We start from the raw sequence: 20,162 nt of genomic DNA on the forward strand, positions 1-20,162 counted from the left end.
TGCCCGGTGCGCCGTGCCGAGCCGACACTGGCCCGGTCCGGTCACCGAGGATCCCGAGGAGGTTTCGATGCAGCTGCTGATCCGTGCCGTGAGCCTGGCCGGCCAGCCCCTGACGCAGGCGGTCACCGGCCTGTTCGACACGCAGGGCGGCACGCTCGGCCGTGCCGAGACCTGCACGCTGATGCTGCCGGACCCGGAGCGGCACATCTCGCGCCTGCAGGCCGAGGTCAGCTGCGGCGAGCGGGGCTTCAGCATCCGCAACGTCAGCCATGCCAATCCGATCATGCACAACGGCCGGCCGGTGCCCTCGGGCCGCAGCGCCGCGCTGGCCGACGGCGACGAGCTGCAGGTCGGCAGCTATCTGCTGGCCGTCAGCCTGCCGGAGCCGGCGCCGGCGCCTGGCGCCGCCCCGGCCGCGATGCCCGCTGCGCCCGAGCCGGGCGAGTTCACCCGGATGATCTCGGTGATCGGCGCCGCACCGGCGTCCGTGCCGGTCGCGTCCGGGGCGTCCGCCCCCGTGGCCGCCCCCGCGCCATCGCCGGTGCCCTCGCCTGCGGCGTTTCCGCCGGCACCGTCCGGGAGTGACCTGACGGATCCGTTCGCGTTCTTCGGCGGCGGGCCGGCCTCCACGCCGGCCCGCATGCGGGCACCCTCGCCGGATCCTGTTCCCGGCCCCGCCAGGCTGGGCACGGGGGGGGGCGATCCCTTCGGCGATCTGTGGGGGGCGCCGTCGGCGCATGCGCCGCTGCCCCCGTCGATGCCGGTGCCGGCGTCGGTGCCGGACGGTGCGCTGCCCTCGGCCTTCGGCGACCTGTTCGGCCCGGACGGCGGCGCCAGCGGCAGCGACGACGTGCTGTCGGACTTTTTCGGCGCCAAGGCGCCGCGCTCGCGTCCGCCGGCCGGCGACCAGGCGCTGCAGGACTTCCTGAATCCCCCGGCCGCTCCGGCGCCGGCGTCGCGCCCGCCGCTTGCCGACCGCACGCCCGAGATCCATGCGCCGATGGTGCTGCCGGTGCCGCCGGCGCCCGTCGCCCCGCCGGTCACCCCGCTGGTCACCCCGCCGCCGGCGCGGGCGGTGCCTGCCGCGGCCACGGGCTCCGAGGCGCTGTGGGCGGCCTTCTGCGAGGGCGCGGGCATCGCGGCCGAGCGGGCGCCGCCGGGCGGGCTGACGCCGGCGCTGATGCACGACATCGGCCAGATGCTGCACCACGCGATCGCCGGCACGCTGCAGCTGATCGCCGCGCGGGCCGCGACCAAGACGGAGCTGCATGCGCAGGTGACGATGATCCAGCCGCGGCACAACAACCCGCTGAAGTTCTCGCCCGACGCGCGTGTCGCGCTCGAGCAGCTGCTGCAGCCGCCGCTTCGCGGCTTCCTGGCCGGACCGCCGGCGGTCGAGCAGGCGATGGACGATCTGGTCGGCCATGCGGTGGGCACGATGGCGGGCATGCGCGCGGCGCTCGACGGCGTGCTCGACCGCTTTGCGCCCGAGCCGCTGGAGGCGCGGCTCAGCGGCCGCTCGGTGATCGACAGCCTGCTGCCGATGCACCGGCGCGCACGGCTGTGGGAGCTCTACCTGCAGCATTTCCAGGCGGTGCGCGAGGAGTCGCGCGAGGATGTCCAGGCGCTGTTCGGCAAGGCCTTCCTGCAGGCCTACGAGGAACAGCTCGACCGGCTCGACGCCGAACGGCGGGGTGGCGGCGGCGAGACCGCGGCCGACCCGGGGAGCGCACGATGATCGACATCGACCTGGCGACCTGCCTGGAGGCCGGCCGCCGCGACCACAACGAGGACGATCTGCGCAGCGGCCATGCGGGTCTGCTGAGCTGGGCGGTGCTGTCCGACGGCGCCGGCGGCCACCGCCGCGGCGACGAGGCCTCGCGCGAGGTGGTCGCCACGATCGACGAGCGGCTCGCGCAGGCCAGCCAGGGCGGGCATCTGCAGGCGGCGGCGCTGGCCGAGGCGGTGGAGTGCGCGCACGGCCGCCTGTCCGACGCGCAGGCCGGCAGCGCCGGGCGCCAGCGCATGCATGCGACCGTCGTGGCGCTGTGGATCGACCGCGGGCGCGGCGAGGCGCTGTGGGCGCATGTCGGCGACAGCCGCCTCTACCGGGTGCGCGACGGCCGCGCCGAGGCGCTGACCCGCGACGACAGCGTGGTGCAGCAGATGGTCGATGCCGGTTTCCTGACGCCGCAGGCCGCGCGCCACCATCCGCGCAAGAACCAGCTGCTGAGCGCGCTCGGCGGCGCCGAGCCGGTCGAGGTCCATGTCACCGCGCAGGCGCAGCCGCTGCACGACGGCGATGCCTTCCTGCTGTGCAGCGACGGCTGGTGGGACACGCTCGAGGCCGAGGCGATCGCGCGCTCCTGCCAGGCCAGCGCCGACGCCGCGCGCTGGCTCGCCGCGATGCGCGACGACATCGCCGCGCAGGCCCTGGCGACGCAGGACAACTTCTCGGCGGTGGCGCTGCGGCTGCACCGGCGCCGCTGAGGCGGGAGCAGGTGCTGGAGGGCGGCCGGGGCTTCGGCCGCTCGGCCGTCCCGTGGCTCAGTCGCGGCCGTCCAGCAGCGCGTCGAAGTCCGCGTCCTGCGGCAGGCCGGCGACCGGTGCGGCCAGCGGCGCCTGCGCGTCTGGCCGCAGGGCCTCGTCCGGGCTCCACCACAGGCCGTGGCCGGCGGGCACGGCGCGCTCGACCAGCCGTCGCGGCAGGGCGGCGGCCGTCGCGGCAGCCGGACGTGGCGGCAGCGCCTGCAGCGCCGCCTCGAGCCGCTCGACGCTGGCACCGGGGCGCAGGCAGTCGCGGCCCGCCTCGGCCAGCGCGTCCAGCCAGCGCTGCAGCCCGGCCGGATCGTCCGGCGGGCCGGCGCTCCAGCCCGCGGCCAGCAGCAGCGGGAAATAGCGTCCGACCCGGTCGACGCTGGGCATCAGCACGCCGCTCCACCATTGCGGATCGACCACGCCGGGCGACCAGAGGAAATGCCACAGCGGCGCGCCTAGGTAGAGCTCGAGCCAGCGCTCGCCCAGCCGCGCGCGGCTCGAGGCCAGGCCGGCGCTGAGCCAGGCGTCGCAGCGCGCCAGCATCGGCGGCGGCAGCCGGCGCGAGCCGAAGTCGCCCAGCGCCGGCAGCTTGCCGAACCAGCCGCAGTCCGGTGCGCCGGGCATCGCTCAGAGTTCGGTCGGACAGCTGAAGGCGCGCAGCGCCGGCAGCCGCAGCGGGTTCTGCACGCTGCTGGAGATGAGCTCGAACACCGCCTTGCGGCCCTCGATGTCGAAGGTGGCGGTCATGCGCTCCGGGCCGCTGCCGGGCGTGATCTGCGCCCGGTCCATCAGCCGCAGCAGCGCCCACGGGCCTTCGGTGCTCAGGCCCGCGCTGCCGCCGGCCGGTGCCGGGCTGATGCTCAGCCGGATCTGCGCGCCGCCGCGCGGGCTCGGCCACTGCAGCCGCGTCAGCGTCGCCGGGCCGTGGGCGTAGCTCAGCGTCTGTCCGCCGGCGTCGATCTGGAACTGCAGGATGGCCGGATCCATCGACACCGGCCGGAAGTCGACGCTGACGACCGGCGTGGCGCCGCCGCGGAAGAAGGCGTCGCGGATCTCGGCCGCATGCTGGAAGGACAGCAGCGCCGCCGAGTTCAGGCCCATGCGCGCGCCCTCGACCGCGCGGAAGGACCAGGGCCGGGTGGTGGTGTCGACATAGGGCGCGAGGTTCTTCTGCACGAACTGGTCCATCTGCCCGCCCGGCGCGAACAGCCGGCTGAAGTCGTCGAGCGTGACGTCGCGGCTGCTGGCGCGGTCGAAGGGATAGCGGCCGCCGATGGCCTGGCGGCAGAAGTCGCCGATCTCGGCGCGGATCGCGCTGCCCAGGCCCTCGCGGGTCGCGCCGAGCGCGGCGCTGGTGCCGCTGGCGACCAGGCGCTCGACCATCGCGCCCAGCGGCGGCGGCAGCTGGCCGGCGCTGGCGCGTGCGCGCGCCGGCGTCGGCGAGGGCGGCGGCGGCGTGCGCGACTGCGTCGCCGCCTGGGTGGCCTGCAGGAAGACCGCGATCTCGTCGAGCAGCCGCACCGCGTCGTCCAGCGGCACCGGTCCCTTGGCGTCGGCGGTGCCGACCAGCTCGTGCAGGCGCACGAAGCGGTCGTCGACCAGGCTTTTCTCGAGCGGCTCGCGGCCGGGCTGCAGCGCCTCGACCGCCCGGCCGGCGGCGCCGTCGCCGAGGATGGGTGCCAGCACCCGGTCCTTGAGCCCGCGCGCGGCCTCGCGCACCGCGCTCTCGGCGCCGGGGGCTGCCGGGCGTGCCAGCGTGGTCTCGTCGGCGGCCGCGCGCAGCAGCCGGCGCAGCGGCGCGCTCGGTCCCGGCAGCGCCAGCGTCTGCGCGACCTCGATGGCCTGCGCCAGCGTCTCGGTCGGGCGCAGCCTCAGGTCGGCGAGGTAGTCGCTCCACAGCCGGGCGTAGTCGTTCAGGTAGAGGCGGCGCACCTCGTCGGCGAGCCGGGCCTGGCCCTGCGGATCGGCCGCGGCGACGCTGCGCGACTCGGCGGCCAGGCCCAGCACCCAGGACTCCTCGGCCGCCAGCTCGGTGGCCAGCAGCGGCACCAGCCGGTCGAAGGCCTGGTGGCCGGCGCGGGTGTAGAGCGCCGGCAGGCCCTCGTTGAGCGGCCGGCCGCTGCCGCGCACCAGGATGCGGGTGACCTCGGGGCCGCCGGCGGCGGTCGCGGTGAAGGCGCCGAGCTCGGCCGGCAGCAGCCCCGGCAGGCGCAGCCGGCTGTAGACGCGCTGCGCCAGCGGGATCTGGCGCAGCCGCTCGCGCGCCGCCTCGACCAGGGCGCGGTCGAGCGGCCGCGACGGCGTGCTGGCGCCGCGCGCCAGCAGCGCGTCGAGGTGATGCTCGAGCGCGGCGCGCTGCGTCGCGTCCAGCCGGCCGGCCAGGCTCTCGTCCCAGTCGGCGCGCAGGTAGACGGCCAGCCACTTCGCGTCGAAGTGCTTCGGGTCGTGCAGCATCAGGTAGGTCTTGAGCACGTCGTACTGCGCCTCCGGCCGGGCCGCGCCGGCTCCGGCGGCCAGGCGCTGCTCCAGGCCGAGCGCCAGCCGCGGCAGCAGGCCCTCGGTCTGCATGCGCTCGAGCGCCTGCGCGGAGGCGTCCTGCAGCTTGTCGCCCTGGTACAGGCCGAAGTGGCGCCCGGGGCTGTCGTCGACCTCGGCGATGCGGCGCGTGGCCTCCAGCAGCGGCAGCAGCGCGGCGGCATCGGGCTGCTGGCGCGCCGGCGTGGTGCGCAGCTCGGCCTCGAGCGCGGCGGCGCGGGCGTCGACCGCGGCGAGGTCGTCGCGGTTGAGCGCATGGCTGCGCAGCCACAGGCCGGCGGCCAGCAGCGCCACCAGCGCCAGCGCCGCATAGGCGCCCGTCGCCATCAGATGACGGCGCTTCTCCCATTTCAGCCGGGTGCCGCCCAGCGCGCTCTCGGCGAAGACCACCTCGCGCAGCAGCCGCTCGAGAAAGAAGCTGCGGCCGCTGGCGGCCAGCGGCGGCAGCGCCGCGCGCTCGAGGCCGAGCTGCCGCGCCATGCCGCCGAGCATGCGGTCCAGCGGCGTGCCTTCCTGCGTGCCGCTGATGAAGTAGACGCCGCGCAGCATCGGGTCGGCCTCGAAGGGCGAGGGCGCGAACACCTCCTCGACGAACTCGCGCAGCACCTCGCGCAGCGCGTCGAACTGCTGCGGGAAGGCGTAGATGCGCGCGCGCAGCGCCGGATCGCGCTCGGCCTGCAGCCGCTCGATCAGGCCGTCGGTGAGGCGCTGCCCGAGCCGGTCGAACTCCGTCGTCAGGCCGGAGGCGTCGCTGTGCAGCCGGGCATCGAGCGGGAAGGTGAAGCCCCAGGGCGCGGCGCGCTGCTCGCGGTCGAGCGTCGCGAAATAGTCGGTGAAGCCGGCGAGCAGGTCGCACTTGGTCACCAGCAGGTACAGCGGCATGCGCACGCCGAGCTGCTCGTGCAGCTCCTGGATGCGCGCGCGCACCGCGGCGGCCTCGCGGGCCCGCTCGGCCGCGCCGCGGGTGAGCAGGTCGGCGACCGAGACGGTCACCAGCACGCCGTTGAGCGGCTGGCGCGGCCGGCCGTCGCGCAGCAGCGCCAGGAAGCCGTTCCAGGCGCTGCGGTCGGTCTCGCGGTCGCTGTCCTGGGTGGTGTAGCGGCCCGCGGTGTCGATCAGCACCGCCTCGTCGGTGAACCACCAGTCGCAGTGTCGGGTGCCGCCGATGCCGGCGATGCCGCGCTGGCCTTCCTGGCCGAAGCGGCCGGCCAGCGGGAAGCGCAGGCCGGCATTGAGCAGCGCGGTGGTCTTGCCCGAGCCGGGCGCACCGATGAACACATACCAGGGCAGCTGGTAGAGATGGCGCTGCGACAGCCGGTCCGAGAGCGCGTCGAGCGCGCCGCGGGCACGGCCGGGCGAGTCCGCGCGGGTGTCGAAGCGCATGCCGCGCAGCGTCTGCAGCGCCTGCTCGAAGCGCTCGCGCAGCAGCCCGAGCTCGGCGCTCTCGCCGCTGCCGGCGGCCGTGCCGGCGCCGGGCGCGGCGGCCAGGCCCTCGATCATGCGGGTGTTGGCCCGGCGCGCCTGCCAGAGCGACGCCAGCTGCACCGCCAGCCAGCCGCCGGCCAGCAGCGCGATCAGCGCGATGCGCACGCCCGCATCGGCCAGCGGCACCCGGCCGGCCACGGCCACCAGCGGGCCGACCCACCAGATCAGCAGCGCCAGCGCCAGCAGGCCCAGCGCGGCCAGCAGCCAGGGGTGCAGGATCCAGGACAGCAGCTTCTTCATCATCAGGCTCTCAGCTTCCGGCGCCGGGTCGCAGCTCGATCTCGACGCGGCGGTTGCGGGCCCGGCCCGCCGGGCTGTCGTTGGCCGCGACCGGCGCGCTGTCGCCGGCGCCGCGCGCCTGCAGCCGGGCGGCCGGCACGCCGGCGGCCGCCAGCAGCTCGCGCACCGTCGCGGCCCGGGCCTCCGACAGATGCCAGTTCGACGGGAACTGCAGCGAGCGGCTCTGCACGCTGTCGGTGTGGCCGGTCACGGTGATGCGACCGGCCTGGCTGCGCAGCACCTCGGCGACGCGCCGCACCATGGCCTCGCGGTCGGCGTCGAGCCGGGCGCTGCCGCTGTCGAACAGGCCCTCGCCATGCAGCACGATCACGCTGCGGTCGGCCTCGTCGCGCACCGTCAGCCGGCCGGAGGCGGCCTCGGCCTGCAGCAGCGGTGCCAGCCGGGGCGCGGCCGCAGGCGGCGAGGCCGCGGGTGCGGCCACCGGCGCGCCCGGCAGCGGGGGCGCCCGCAGCGCGGCGATGCGGGCGAAGACCGGATCGGAGGCGCTGCCCAGCGACAGCAGCAGCCCGAGATAGAGGCCGAGCAGGCCCAGCGCGGTCAGCGCGCCGGTGACCCACAGCGGCAGCCAGCCCAGCAGCGGACGGCGCGCCTGCGGCGTGACCTGCCAGTGCTCGGCCAGCGCCGCCGCATGGTCGCCGCGCACGCCGCGCAGGATCTGCGCGAGCCGGTCGCGCACCGCCTCGAGCTGCGCCGCGCCGCCCTCGACCGCCCGGTAGCGGCCCTCGAAGCCCAGCGTCAGCGCCGCCAGGATCAGCTCGAGCAGGTCGCGGTTGGTCGCCGGATCCTCGGCCAGGCGGGCCATCAGCTGGAAGACGCGGTCGCCGCCGAAACCCTCGTTGTGGAAGGTCACCAGCAGGTTGCTGCGGCTCCAGGTGCCGCCGCTGCCCCAGGGCGTGCCGGCGGCGGCCTCGTCGAGCAGGGTGCACAGGATGTAGCGCGCGGCCAGCACCCGCTCCTGCGGCAGGCCCTGGGCGCGGGCGCGCTGCTCGAAGTCGCGGATCGACTGCGCGACCTGGTCCTTCAGCGCCTGCGGATCGGCGACGCGCACGGTCGCGCGCAGCTGCGGCGCCAGGCACAGCAGCGGATTGGCCAGCGCGACCAGCGGATTGAGGCCGGTCTGCGGCAGCGGCAGGTCGGCGGCGACCTCGGGCCGGGCGCCGGCGGGCGCCGCGGCCGCGCTGCCGTCGGCCCGGGCGCGCCGGCCCGGCGTCGGCATCATGAAGGTGCGCTCGCCGGTCGAGCCGAAGGGATCGTCGGGCGGCGGCGGCGGGATGCTCATGCGGTCTCCAGACGGTCGGTTCACTGCGGCGCCCGGATGGCCCACAGCTCCATCGCCAGGCCGGGAAACTCGCCGCCGATGAAGAAGGCCAGGTGGCCGCTGCGGCCGAAGGCCTGCCAGAGCTCGCCGCCGCGCTCGAGCTCGAAGTAGTGGAAGCCGGCGTGCAGCGGCAGCTCGCGCGGCACCACCGGCAGGCTGCTCAGGTGCAGGCCGGTCAGGTTGCCGTTGACCACCTCGCGCATGCGCTCGGGCGGGCCGACCTTGAGCTGCGCCGGCACGCGCAGGCGCAGCTGCTCGGCCGGCAGCTGCGCCTGCACCGCCAGCACCAGCGCGGCCTGGCGCGCCAGCTCGCTGGTCGGCACCACTGCGGTGTGCCAGCCCTTGCCGCGGTCGGTCAGCGCGATCTGCACCGCCATGCGCTCGGGCTCGAAGGACAGCATCGCGTGCAGCGCCTCCCACACCGGCGTGAAGCAGCCCTGCAGGTTCTCGTGGTCGTAGACCGGGAATTCCGGCGGCCGGCGCGACGCGCTGGCGAAGGTCGCCAGCTCGCCGGCCAGCGCCAGCGCCAGATCGAACAGCGTGCGTGGATGTACCGAGGGCGCGCGCGCCAGCTCGTGCCAGCGCGGCTCGTGGCGGTTGAGCATCTGCAGCATCAGGAAGGCCGAGATCTCCGCGACCCCGTGGCCGAGCTGGCCCATGTCGCGCGCCAGGGACTGCGCACGCTCGCGCAGCAGCGCGTGAACGCGGCGCACGTCGGCGGGCAGCGGCGCGCTGGCGTCGAGTCGCCACGCGCCGGGAATGTGGTCGCGGTCGAGCCGCACCGTGCCGTCGCTGCCGCGCTCGAGCACGCGCACCGCCGCGATCGAGGCCAGGCCGCCGCCGAGCTCGCGCTCGCGCAGCAGCCGCAGGCGCAGCTGGCCGGTCTGGATCTCCTCCGGATCGGCCGAGCCGTCGCAGCTGTCGCGCAGCCGCTCGGTGCGCGCCTCGTAGCGCGCCATGCCGCGTGCCGAGCCGGTCGTGATGCCCAGGTCGATCTCGTCGGGCCCGTCGGCGCTGGCGCGGGCCAGCGCCAGGTGGATGCGCTCGCTCTTGAGCTCGGCGGGAATCTCGAGCGGCTCGGGCGGCGCGTCGTGCTGCGGGATCGCGAAGGGCGTGCCGTCGGGCAGCACGCCGTGCGCCCGCTCGATGCCGACGCGCCCCTGGGCCAGCAGGCCCTCGTCGATCACCAGCTCGCCGAAGCCCCAGCCATGCTCGCCGGCGGCGCGCACCCGCGCATCGAGCAGCCGTTCCTGGTAGCGCGATTCCTGCTGGAAGTGGTGCGGCAGCAGGAACATGCCCTGCGACCAGACGACCTTGCTGCGCCAGCTCATCGCGGCACCCCGTCGGCCGCGGCCGCATCGGCCAGCGCCAGCGAGCGGGCGCCGGCACGCAGTCGCAGGCGGTTGGGCCGGTTCGGCTGCAGCGGCACCAGCAGGCGCCAGCGGGCGTGCTCCAGATCGCGGTAGGCGGCCAGCACGCCCAGGTGGCGCGCACCGGCTGCGGCCTGGCGCTGCAGGCTGCGCAGGCTGGCCGGCGGCAGGATCCACTCCTCGCGGCCGAGCAGGTCGGCGCCGAGCACCTCGCGCTCGCGCTCGAACAGCGCCATGAAGTCCGCGGCCTCGAACTGAGCCGGTCCGGCCAGCTCGTACAGGCGCAGCAGCAGCGGCGAGCTGCGGCCGCGCGCGTCCGGATTGAGCTCGGCATCGGTGCTGACCTGCAGGTCCAGCCGGGTCGGGTCCGGACTCATCAGCCGGGCCAGCAGCGGCTGGGCCGGCTCGGCCGTCGCCGGCGCCGCCGCCGCAGGAGGCCGGCCCGCGCAGCCGGCCAGCGGGCCGAGCAGCAGCGATCCCAGGATGATCAGGCCGGTGCGGCGCCGCGGCTCGCCGGCGCCGCCGGCGCGCTCGGCGCAGGCATTCGACATGCAGACGAGGATAGCCGCGCACCCGTCGCGGTCACCATGACTAAGGTAACCCCGCGAGCGCGCGACTCCGGTAGGCTCGCGCGCGATTGCCCTTCATGGTCCAGGAGACAGGAGAACCCGATGCCCGCGATGACCCGCGCCCTGCAGATCCGCCAGTTCGGCGGCCCCGAAGCGATGCAGCTCGTCGAGCTGGAGGTCGGCGAGCCCGGCCCCGGCGAGGTGCGCATCCGCCACCATGCCGTCGGCGTGAACTTCATCGACATCTACCAGCGCACCGGCCTGTATGCCAACCCGCTGCCGCTGACGCTGGGCATGGAAGGCGCCGGCGTGGTCGAGGCGGTCGGCGCCGGCGTGACCCATCTGCAGCCCGGCGACCGCGTCGCCTACGCCAGCCAGCCGCCGGGCAGCTACTGCGAGCTGCGGGTGATGCCGGCGCGCTCGGTGGTGGTGCTGCCCGACGGCATCGACTTCGAGACGGGCGCGGCGATGATGCTCAAGGGCCTGACGGTGCAGTACCTGCTGCGGCGCACCCAGCCGCAGGGCGGACTGCAGCCGGGCGACTTCGTGCTGTGGCATGCGGCGGCCGGCGGCGTCGGCCTGATCGCCTGCCAGTGGGCGCGCGCGCTGGGCCTGAGGCTGATCGGCTCTGCCGGCGGCGCCGAGAAATGCCGCCTGGCGCTCGAGCATGGCGCCGAGTTCGCCATCGACTACCGCAGCGAGGACTTCGTCGCCCGGGTGCGCGAGATCACCGGCGGGCGCGGCGTGCGTGCGGTCTACGACTCGATCGGCCAGGACACCTTCGAGGGCTCGCTCGACTGCCTGGAGCCCTTCGGCCTGATGGCCAGCTTCGGCAATGCCTCCGGGCCGGTGCCGCCGGTGAACCTCGGCGTGCTGGCGGCCAAGGGCTCGCTGCACCTGACGCGCCCGACGCTGTTCACCCATCTGGCCACCCGCGAGAACACGCAGGCGATGGCCGACGAGCTGTTCGAGCGCGTCGGCGCCGGTGACATCAGCATTCCGGTGTCGCGGCGCTACGCGCTGGCCGACGCGGCCCGGGCGCACGCCGACCTGGCCTCGCGCACCACCACCGGCTGCCTGGTGCTGCTGCCTTGAGGCGGGACGGCGGCGGGCCGTCCGAGGTCCGAGCCGTCAGTCGCGCGTCTCGCCGTCCGGGTCGCGCTCCTCGTCGATGACCGCATCCCGGTAGGCGTGCCAGCTGGCATGGCCCAGCACCGGGCCGACCAGCACCAGGCCGAGAAAGCCCGGCAGCATCGCCAGCACCGTCAGCGCGGTGAGCAGCGCGCCCCAGAAGATCATCACCCCGGGCTGGGTCAGCACCAGGCGCATGCTGGTCAGGCCGGCGGTGATCGCGTCGACCTGGCGGTCGAGCATCATCGGGATGCTGATGACGCTGACCGCGAAGATCAGTCCGGCGAAGACCGCGCCGACGCCGAGGTAGGTGACGATGAAGCCGATGTTCTCCGGGTCGAGCAGTGCCATCAGCGAGCCGCGCAGGTCTGGCATGCCGTCGAAGCTGACCGCGAAGACCACCATCGCCGCGCGTCCCCAGAGCATTTCCAGCACCAGCAGCACGAAGCCGAAGATGGCCATCTGGCCGAGGTGGCTCTCCCAGGCGATCAGCGAGTCGCCGAAGTCGGGGCGCCCGCCGCGCTCGAGCTTCATCGACACGTCGTACAGCCCCATGCACAGGAAGGGCCCCATCAGCAGGAAGCCGGCCGACAGCGCCAGCATGTAGGCCGGCGCGTTCTCGTAGACCTTCAGCAGGCCCCAGCCCATCGCGACGAAGCACAGGCCGTAGAACAGGCCGATCGAGGGATGGCGGCGGAAGTCGGCCGCGCCGCGGGCGAGCCAGCGCAGCGGGGCGCCGAAGCCCAGCGTGCGCAGCCGGATCGGCGCCTCGGCCGTCGTGTCGAGCGGCGGTGCGGCCGTGGCGGGGGCGCTGGCGCCCCGGGCTGCATCCGCGGCGCCGGCGTCGGCGGACGTGTTGATCGGGATCATGGCGAATCTCCATCCAGGATGTCCTGCGGCGACGATAGCCGCCGCGCCCGACCCTGGACAGATCGGGGAATCCCGATCCGGCACAGCGCGCCACATCAGCTGCGGCGCACCCTCACCAGCTCGTCGAGCACCAGACCGACCGCGCCGGCCGTGATCGCGCAGTCGGCCAGGTTGAAGGACGGGAAATAGCCACCCGGGAACAGCGGCGCGAGGGCGGCCCAGTGGAACTGCAGGAAGTCGATCACATGGCCGTGCCAGGCGCGGTCGACGACATTGCCGATCGCGCCGCCGAGCAGCATCGCCACGCTGAACGCGAACAGGCGCTGGCCGGCATGGTTCCTGAGCATCCAGATGAACAGCGCCGAGGCGGCGAAGCCCAGCCCGATGAAGAACCAGCGCTGCCAGCCCGCGGCATGCGCCAGGAAGCTGAAGGCCGCGCCGGTGTTGTGCACCCGCACCAGGTTGAAGAAGCCGGTGACGACCTGCCCGTCGCCGAGCTGGAAGCGCTGCACGATCAGCAGCTTGGTGATCTGGTCGAGCACGATCACCAGCAGCGCCAGCGCCAGCCAGGGCAGCAGACGGGGCGAGGAGGCGGAGGAAGGACGTTTCTTCGAGGGCATCGGCAGAGGATGGATCGGCAACGGGGAGGGCAGGCCGGGGCGGGGCTCCGGGAACGCGCGACTTTAGCGTGCGTGCACGCCGGCGCGCCGACTTGCGGCTTGTCTGCGGCTTGTCACTTGAACAGAACGGCGTGGACGTGATAATTCCGCCCGCCGAACAGGCTGTGGTACCGCGGTGTCAACCGCCGGAGCATTCCGGTGATGAATGTCGTGACTCAGTTCTCGGAGAAATCCGCTTTTCGGCCTGGGCTTGACCCTCGATCTTGCCAGTACCAGATGGCGATGAGACAAGTGCGGGCCGACATCGGTGGCTCATCGGCTGAACAGCGTGGCCTGTCCCTCTCTTTTTCGGGCAGCGCGCTGCGGCCGATGGCCTCAGGGGGTGGCAGGGGCGCGCCATGCAGGGCCGCCTCCGGCCACGGCACTCGCAGACCAACAGACCAGAAGTGACCGGCACCATGCTCGAACCGATCAAGTCCGCCCTCAGGAAGGCGTACTTCTCGAAGCGATTCAATCCGATCGCGGTGAAGACCTACTCGCGGCTGCGGCCGCCGCCCTACATGCGTCCGCGCATGGAGTTCGACTACGACGTCTGGAACGGCATCTGCGCCTTCCATTCCGACGACGGCCGCCAGATCGGCGAGAACAACACCAATCCCGAGATCTACCGCGAGATCGTCGAGACCGAGAGCAAGCCCTGCAAGTTCGAGGGCTCGCGCTACGGTCTGCCGATCAACCTGACGGCGCTGCGCAACGTGATGGCGTCCTGGGACGACGCGCTGCAGCTGGTCACCACGGTGCGCGCGAACTACATCGCGCGCCGCGGCCTCGACCACTCGCGCTTCAACCTGATGGAAGGCTATGTGCTGTCCAAGATGGGCGCGGCCTACGTGTCCTATCTGGTGCGTCGCCGCGGCAGCACCTATGCCGCGACGCCGCCGCTGGAGACGGTGTTCTTCACGCTGGGCGTCGGTCCCTTCATGGTGGTGCGCGCGCTGATGGAGAAGGGCGACCTCACGCCGCTCGATCCGGAACCGATGAGCGGCGAGCGCCTGTACGAGCTGGCCGACACCTCCGGCTCGCTGCTGTCGGGCATCAGCGGCCACGGCTGCGCGGGCAGCAAGAAGCTGATCACCCAGTTCCTCGACGCGACGATGAACGGCACCTACACCAAGGAGCTGAACTCGACCGAGGTGACGCGCATGCTGTCGGCGATCGACGACTGGGACCGCTTCTACGCCTATGTCTACGCGACCTCGAAGCTGGAGCTGCTGGTCAAGCTGGCGCAGTGCCTGAGCGCGCAGACGCTGCTGACGCTGCAGGCCGACCAGGCCGGCGCGATGGCGCCGGCCGAGGCCGAGCTGCTCGCGCGCACGCTGGCCGGCTGCTACCACCGCGCCCGGACCGAGCTCGACGACCGCACCGTGCTGGCGAACCTGCTGAAGGTGGTGCTGGCGCTGCTGGCCGAGTTCGACGACCACGAGACGCAGGCCGTGCTGACGAAGGCCGGCCTGCTCGGCCCCGACGGCCAGGCGCGCCTGGGCGAGATCTCCGGCCCCGAGGGCCGCGCCGCGGCTGCGCGCCGGCTGCGCCGCATCACCTCGGTGCTGCAGCCGCGCTGCCAGCAGGAGCTCGACCTGACGAACGAGTCGATCGACCGCTTCCAGGGCACCAAGGTCAGCGAGGACGACCTGCAGGTGCGCAGCTGCGGCGTGGCCGTGCGGGCGCTGCTGCAGTCGCTCGAGACCGAGCAGGGCCTCGACGGCCGCGCGGCCGGAGCGGCGGCCTGATGCCGGCCCGGCCGGAGCCGATGCGCATCGAGCTGCCGGGCGTCGGCCCGGTGCAGGTGCGCGCGCTCGATCCGGAGGTCGACGCGGTCACGCTGCATGACTGGCTCAGCCGCGACTACGCGCGCTTCTGGGGCATGCAGGGCAAGACGCTGGAGGAGGTGCGCGACAAGTACCGCGGCCTGCTGGCCGAGGGCCGCGAGGAGATGGCGATCGCGCTCGACGAGCGCAGCGGCCGCCCGCTGTTCGTCTTCATGGCCTACGACCCGCGGCATGACCTGCTGCAGCGCTTCTACGCGGTGAAGCCCGGCGATCGCGGCTTCCATGTGCTGATGGGGCCGCCGGGCCAGGATCCGGTGCCGGCGCTGACCTTTCACGCCTTCCGCACGATCGCCCGCTGGATCTTCCGCGACCCGACGGTGAGCCGGCTGGTCGGCGAGCCTGACATCCGCAACCGCAAGGTGCTGGCGCGGCTGGTGCAGACCGGCTTCGAGTTCGGCTCGGTGGTGCACCTGCCGCACAAGACCGCGCTGATGATCTACATGAGCCGCGAGCGCCACCAGGCGCTGCAGGACGGCATGCCGCCGCCCAACGGCCCGGTGCCCCTGTCGGACCGCGCGGTGAAGCTGCACATGCTGGCCGGCCGCATCGGTCGCAAGCTCGGGATCTACGAGCGCAACTGGTGAGGCCGTGAGGTCGTGAGACGCCGAGGCCCGGGGTGCCGGGCCTCGCCGCCTCAGGCGCAGTGGCGCGTCTCGCCCTCGCCGTGCAGGTTGCTGTCGCAGCGGCCGCAGATCGTCGGATGCGCCGGGTTGGCGCCGACGTCGTCGCGGTAGTGCCAGCAGCGCTCGCACTTGGGTGCCGTGCTCGGCGTGACGGTGACCGTCAGCGCGTCGCCGGCCGCCAGCGTCACCGCCGAGGTGATCAGCACGAACTTCAGGTCCTCGCCCAGCGAGGCCAGCACCTCGAAGTCGGCCTGCGGCGCAGTGATCGCCACGGTCGCCTGCAGCGAGGCGCCGACCGCGCCGGCCGTGCGCACCGCCTCGATCTCCTTGTTGACCGTCTCGCGCACCGCGCGCACGGCCGCCCACTTCGCCAGCAGCTCCGCGTCCGGCGTGCCCAGATCGGCATAGGTCTCGAAGAAGATCGAGCCCTGCGAGGCGGCGCCGGCGAACTGCGCCCACGCCTCCTCGGCGGTGAAGCTCAGGAACGGCGCCATCCAGCGCAGCATCGCGTTCGTGATCTTCCACAGCGCGGTCTGCGCCGAGCGGCGCGCCAGCGACTTCGGCGCCGTCGTGTACAGGCGGTCCTTCAGCACGTCCAGATAGAAGGCGCCGAGGTCCTCCGAGCAGTAGACCTGCAGCTTCGAGACCACCGGGTGGAACTCGTAGACCGCGTAGTGCTTCAGGATCTCGGCCTGCAGCTCGGCGGCGCGCGCCAGCGCGTAGCGGTCGATCTCCAGCAGCTCGGCGTCCGCCACCAGATCGGTCGCGGGGTCGAAGTCGCTGGTGTTGGCCAGCAGGAAACGCACCGTGTTGCGGATGCGGCGGTAGGCATCGACCACGCGGGCCAGGATCTTGTCGTCGATGTTCAGGTCGCCCGAGTAGTCGGTCGAGGCCACCCACAGCCGCACGATCTCGGCGCCGAGCTTGGTGGTGATGGTCTGCGGCTCGACGGTGTTGCCGAGCGACTTGCTCATCTTGCGGCCCTGGCCGTCGGTGGCGAAGCCGTGGGTCAGCAGGCCGCGGTAGGGCGCACGGTCATAGAGCGCGCAGCCCAGCAGCAGCGACGAGTGGAACCAGCCGCGGTGCTGGTCGTGGCCTTCCAGGTAGAGGTCGGCCTCGGGGCCCTGGTCGTGGAAGGGCGCGCGGCTGTAGTTCTTGGCGTGGCTGCCGCGCAGCACATGCTGGAAGGTCGAGCCGGAGTCGAACCACACCTCCAGGATGTCGGTGCTCTTGGTGTAGTGCGGCGCGTCCTCGGCGCCGAGGATCTCCTCGGTCGTGACGCGGCTCCAGGCCTCGATGCCGCCCTTCTCGACGATCTCGGCGGCCTGGTCGAGGATCTCCATCGTGCGCGGATGCAGCTCGCCGGTGTTGACGTTCAGGAAGAAGGGCACCGGCACGCCCCAGGAGCGCTGGCGCGAGATGCACCAGTCCGGGCGGTTGGCGATCATGTCGCGCAGGCGGGCGCGGCCGTTCTCGGGATAGAACTGCGTCTGGTCGATCGCGTCGAGCGCGAGCTGGCGCAGCGTCTTCGGAGCCTTGTCCTTCGTGAACACGCCCTCGCCCTCGTCCATGCGCACGAACCACTGGGCGGCGGCGCGGTAGATCACCGGCGTCTTGTGGCGCCAGCAGTGCGGATAGCTGTGCGTGATGGCCTGCGTGGCCATCAGGCGGTCGCTCTGGCCGAGCACCTCGATGACGCGCTCGCAGGCCTTCCAGATGTGCTGGCCGCCGAAGAAGGGCAGCTCGTCGGCATAGACGCCGTTGCCCTGCACCGGGTTGAGGATGTCGTCGTACTTCAGGCCATGCGCGACGCAGGAGTTGAAGTCGTCCACGCCGTAGGCCGGCGCCGAGTGCACGATGCCGGTGCCGTCGCCGGCGGTGACGTAGTCGGCCAGGTACAGCGGCGACTTGCGCTTGTAGCTGTACTTGCCGCCTTCTTCGGCGCTGACGGTGTCGAACAGCGGATGGCGGAAGACCAGGCCCTTGAGCGCCTCACCCTTGGTCGTGGCGATGACGGTGCCGTCGAGCTTGTAGCGCTCCAGACACTTGGCCACCAGCTCCTCGGCCAGCAGCAGGATGCCGCGCGGCGTGTCGACCAGCGCGTAGCTCAGCTCCGGATGCGCATTGAGCGCCTGGTTGGCGGGGATGGTCCAGGCGGTGGTGGTCCAGATGACCGCGAAGGCCTTCTTGGCCCCGTCGCCCGGCAGGCCGCTCAGGCCGAAGGCCGCGGCCAGCGCGCCGGCGTCATCGGCCTCGAAGGCCACGTCCAGCGTGTCGCTCTTCTTGTCGGCGTACTCGATCTCGAACTCGGCCAGCGAGCTGCCGCAGTCGAAGCACCAGTAGACGGGCTTGAGGCCGCGGTAGACGAAGCCGCGCTCGATCACGCGCTTGAAGGCGCGGATCTCGCCGGCCTCGTTGGCGAAGTCCATCGTGCGGTACGGGCGCTCCCAGTCGCCGAGCACGCCCAGGCGCTTGAAGTCCTCGCGCTGCTGCCCGATCTGCTCGGTGGCGTAGGCGCGGCTCCTGGCCTGCATGTCGTCGCGCGAGAGCTTGCGTCCGTGCAGCTTCTCGATCGCGTTCTCGATCGGCAGGCCGTGGCAGTCCCAGCCGGGGATGTACTGCGCGTCCATGCCCTGAAGCTGGCGCGACTTGACGATCATGTCCTTCAGGACCTTGTTCAGCGCGTGGCCGATGTGCAGCTTGCCGTTGGCGTAGGGCGGGCCGTCGTGCAGCACGAACAGCGGCGCGCCCCGGCGCGCCTCGCGCAGGCGCAGGTACAGGCCCTCGTCGTTCCAGGCCTTGACCCAGGCGGGCTCGCGCTTGGGCAGGTCGCCGCGCATCGGGAAGGGCGTGTCGGCCAGGTTGAGGGTGGCGCGGTAGTCGGTGGTCTCGGTCATGGTGCGGTTCGATCGTTGTTCTTCACGCGCCCGTCATGGCCTCGGCCCGGTCGTGCCGTCGTTCCCGCGAAGGCGGGAATCCACGAAGGAGGCGGGGGCGGGAGGGCAGGGCGCAGACAGGGAGTGGGTTCCCGCCTTCGCGGGAACGACGAGGGTGGGGCGTGCGTGGCGAGGCCGGCGGGCGCTCGCGGCGGCGCGGGGCCGCCGTCAAATTCGGTCGCGCGTGGTCTGGCGGCGCTCGGCGGCGTGGCCGTCGAACCACAGGCGCGCGTTCACCACGTCCTGGCGGATCGCGGCGGTCAGGGCGTCGAGGCCGTCGTAGCGGGCCTCGTCGCGCAGCTTGTGCAGAAGTTCCACCCGGACAAGTTTACCGTAGCCCCCCTCGCGGCCCAGCTCGGCCGGCCAGTCGAGCACATGCGTCTCGAGCAGGATGCGCCCGGCGTCCTCGACGGTCGGGCGCACGCCCAGGCTGGCCACGCCGTCGAGCGGCTGCGCCGTCAGGCCATGCACCCGCACGACATAGATGCCGGCGGCGGCCGAGCGGCGGTGCGCGAAGCGCAGGTTCAGCGTGCGAAAGCCGTCGTCGGCGCCGGCCGCCGAGGCCCCGAGCCCGCGGCCGAGCTTGCGCCCGTGCGTCACATGGCCGCTGATGCTGTAGGGGCGGCCCAGCAGCGCGGCGGTGGCCTCCATGTCGCCGCGCGCCAGCGCCTCGCGCACGGCCGAGCTCGACACCCGCAGCCCGTGCACCTCGTAGCTCATCATGCGCGCGACGTCGAAGCCGAACTCGCCGCCGGCCCGGTCGAGCATCGCGTAGTCGCCGGCGCGGCGCGCGCCGAAGCGGAAGTCGTCGCCGACCAGCACGTAGCGCGCGCCCAGGCCGTGCAGCAGCACCTCGTCGATGAAGGCCTCGGGCGGCTGGCTGGCCAGGCGCTCGTCGAAGCGCATCAGCACCACCTGGTCGACGCCGCAGCGCTCGAGCTCCTGCAGCTTGTCGCGCAGCGTGGCGATGCGCGCCGGCGCCTTCTCCGGCTGGCCGGACTGCGCGGCGAAGAAGTCGCGCGGATGCGGCTCGAAGGTCATCACGCAGCTGGGCAGGTGGCGGTGGCGCGCCTCGCTCTGCAGCAGCGCCAGCATCGCCTGGTGGCCGCGATGCACGCCGTCGAAATTGCCGATCGTCAGCGCGCAGGACGGCGCCAGACCGGGGTGATGGATGCCACGGAAGACTCGCATGGGAGGCGATTATCCGGTGCGGCTCAGATGTCGGCCGGATCGACCCAGCACCACTGGCCCGGCGCCAGCCCGTCGGGAATCGTCAGCCGGCCGAAGCGGCTGCGGTGCAGCGCCTCGACGTGGTTGCCCACCGCCGCGATCATGCGCTTGACCTGGTGGTACTTGCCCTCGGTCAGCATCATGCGCAGCGTGAGCTCGCCGGTGATCTCGCACTCCTCCGAGCGCACCGGCACCGGGTCGTCGTTGAGCACCACGCCGGCGCGCAGCTTCGCCAGCTGCTCCTCGGTCACCGGGCGCGCGCAGCTCACCTCGTAGACCTTGTCGACATGCTTCTTCGGGTGGGTCAGGCGATGGATCAGCGCGCCGTCGTCGGTCAGCAGCAAGAGGCCGGTGGTGTCCTGGTCGAGGCGGCCGACCGGCTGCAGGTCGCCGCCGCTGCGCCAGCGCAGGGGCGGCGGCAGCAGCGTCATCACGCTGGGCCAGTGCTTGGGCTTCTGCGAGCACTCGTAGCCGGCGGGCTTGTGCAGCAGGATCAGCGCCTTCTCGTGCCAGGGCCAGTCGCGGCCCTCGACGGTCAGCACCAGGCCGTCGGTCTCGACCGGCTCGTCCGGGTCCTCGATCACCCGGCCGGCGAGCGCGACCAGACCGTTGAGCACCAGGCCGTCGCAGTCGCGACGGGTGCCGAAGCCCTGCGAGAAGAGCGCCTGCGAGACCGAGAGGGCCGCGGCGCGGCGGGAGGATTTCTTTGCCATGAGGCCGCCAGTGTAGGCGGCCCGCCGCGCGCCGG

15 protein-coding genes are annotated in these 20,162 nt (G+C 73.2%); 5 read left to right on the forward strand and 10 right to left on the reverse strand.

Going from position 1 to position 20,162, the window contains the following annotated elements; all coding sequences use genetic code 11:
* Positions 1 to 67: 67 nt before the first annotated feature.
* Together tagH and HNQ01_RS11990 are read left to right on the forward strand one after the other, a co-directional pair.
* Positions 68 to 1,738: a type VI secretion system-associated FHA domain protein TagH gene (gene tagH, locus HNQ01_RS11985; RefSeq protein WP_173805665.1), complete on the forward strand. Its 1,671-nt coding sequence runs from the start codon at positions 68 to 70 to the stop codon at positions 1,736 to 1,738.
* Entirely contained in the window at positions 1,735 to 2,490 is a 756-nt protein-coding gene (locus tag HNQ01_RS11990) for a PP2C family protein-serine/threonine phosphatase (protein ID WP_173805666.1), read from the forward strand. The genes tagH and HNQ01_RS11990 overlap by 4 nt, the downstream gene beginning before the upstream one ends.
* 57 nt (positions 2,491 to 2,547) lie before the next feature.
* On the opposite strand, the gene tagF is transcribed toward HNQ01_RS11990, so the two are convergent.
* From tagF to tssJ, 5 genes are read right to left on the reverse strand one after another with little or no spacing between them, the layout of a single operon-like run.
* On the reverse strand, positions 2,548 to 3,162 hold the full coding sequence (tagF, locus tag HNQ01_RS22195) for a type VI secretion system-associated protein TagF (protein WP_217427514.1): 615 nt from the start codon (positions 3,160 to 3,162) through the stop codon (positions 2,548 to 2,550).
* Between the two features lie 3 nt (positions 3,163 to 3,165).
* On the reverse strand, positions 3,166 to 6,798 hold the full coding sequence (gene tssM / locus HNQ01_RS12000; protein WP_173805667.1) for a type VI secretion system membrane subunit TssM: 3,633 nt from the start codon (positions 6,796 to 6,798) through the stop codon (positions 3,166 to 3,168).
* A 10-nt stretch (positions 6,799 to 6,808) separates the two neighbouring features.
* On the reverse strand, positions 6,809 to 8,137 hold the full coding sequence (gene tssL, locus HNQ01_RS12005) for a type VI secretion system protein TssL, long form (protein WP_173805668.1): 1,329 nt from the start codon (positions 8,135 to 8,137) through the stop codon (positions 6,809 to 6,811).
* 20 nt (positions 8,138 to 8,157) lie between these two features.
* A complete protein-coding gene (gene tssK, locus HNQ01_RS12010; RefSeq protein WP_173805669.1) occupies positions 8,158 to 9,507 on the reverse strand; it encodes a type VI secretion system baseplate subunit TssK in 1,350 nt (449 codons plus the stop codon).
* Positions 9,504 to 10,097 carry a type VI secretion system lipoprotein TssJ gene (gene tssJ, locus HNQ01_RS12015; RefSeq protein WP_173805670.1) on the reverse strand — a complete coding sequence of 198 codons (594 nt, stop codon included), beginning with the start codon at positions 10,095 to 10,097 and terminating at the stop codon, positions 9,504 to 9,506. The genes tssK and tssJ overlap by 4 nt, the downstream gene beginning before the upstream one ends.
* A 129-nt stretch (positions 10,098 to 10,226) precedes the next feature.
* Here tssJ and HNQ01_RS12020 point away from each other — a divergent pair, with 129 nt between their 5' ends.
* Complete coding sequence (locus HNQ01_RS12020; protein WP_173805715.1) at positions 10,227 to 11,210, forward strand: quinone oxidoreductase family protein; 984 nt, start codon at positions 10,227 to 10,229, stop codon at positions 11,208 to 11,210.
* A 36-nt stretch (positions 11,211 to 11,246) separates the two neighbouring features.
* On the opposite strand, the gene HNQ01_RS12025 is transcribed toward HNQ01_RS12020, so the two are convergent.
* Both HNQ01_RS12025 and lspA read right to left on the reverse strand, forming a co-directional pair.
* Positions 11,247 to 12,116 (reverse strand): DUF2189 domain-containing protein, encoded by an 870-nt coding sequence (locus HNQ01_RS12025; protein ID WP_173805671.1) that lies wholly within the window; start codon positions 12,114 to 12,116, stop codon positions 11,247 to 11,249.
* 95 nt (positions 12,117 to 12,211) lie between these two features.
* A complete protein-coding gene (lspA, locus tag HNQ01_RS12030; RefSeq protein WP_173805672.1) occupies positions 12,212 to 12,736 on the reverse strand; it encodes a signal peptidase II in 525 nt (174 codons plus the stop codon).
* Between the two features lie 458 nt (positions 12,737 to 13,194).
* Here lspA and HNQ01_RS12035 point away from each other — a divergent pair, with 458 nt between their 5' ends.
* Positions 13,195 to 14,526 carry a hypothetical protein gene (locus HNQ01_RS12035; protein ID WP_173805673.1) on the forward strand — a complete coding sequence of 444 codons (1,332 nt, stop codon included), beginning with the start codon at positions 13,195 to 13,197 and terminating at the stop codon, positions 14,524 to 14,526.
* Positions 14,526 to 15,209, forward strand: a complete 684-nt coding sequence (locus tag HNQ01_RS12040) for a GNAT family N-acetyltransferase (RefSeq protein WP_173805674.1) — start codon at positions 14,526 to 14,528, stop codon at positions 15,207 to 15,209. Before HNQ01_RS12035 ends, HNQ01_RS12040 begins: the two co-directional genes overlap by 1 nt.
* A 50-nt stretch (positions 15,210 to 15,259) precedes the next feature.
* On the opposite strand, the gene ileS is transcribed toward HNQ01_RS12040, so the two are convergent.
* The 3 genes from ileS to HNQ01_RS12055 form a co-directional block, all read right to left on the reverse strand.
* Entirely contained in the window at positions 15,260 to 18,145 is a 2,886-nt protein-coding gene (gene ileS, locus HNQ01_RS12045) for an isoleucine--tRNA ligase (RefSeq protein ID WP_173805675.1), read from the reverse strand.
* Positions 18,146 to 18,352: 207 nt separating this feature from the next.
* Positions 18,353 to 19,375, reverse strand: coding sequence for a bifunctional riboflavin kinase/FAD synthetase (locus tag HNQ01_RS12050; protein ID WP_173805676.1), 1,023 nt, complete (start codon positions 19,373 to 19,375; stop codon positions 18,353 to 18,355).
* A gap of 23 nt (positions 19,376 to 19,398) precedes the next feature.
* Positions 19,399 to 20,127 carry a pseudouridine synthase gene (locus HNQ01_RS12055; protein WP_173805677.1) on the reverse strand — a complete coding sequence of 243 codons (729 nt, stop codon included), beginning with the start codon at positions 20,125 to 20,127 and terminating at the stop codon, positions 19,399 to 19,401.
* Positions 20,128 to 20,162: the final 35 nt, after the last annotated feature.

Origin of the sequence: Sphaerotilus uruguayifluvii (assembly GCF_013294065.1) — a bacterium.
GTDB classification, from domain to species: domain Bacteria; phylum Pseudomonadota; class Gammaproteobacteria; order Burkholderiales; family Burkholderiaceae_C; genus Sphaerotilus; species Sphaerotilus uruguayifluvii.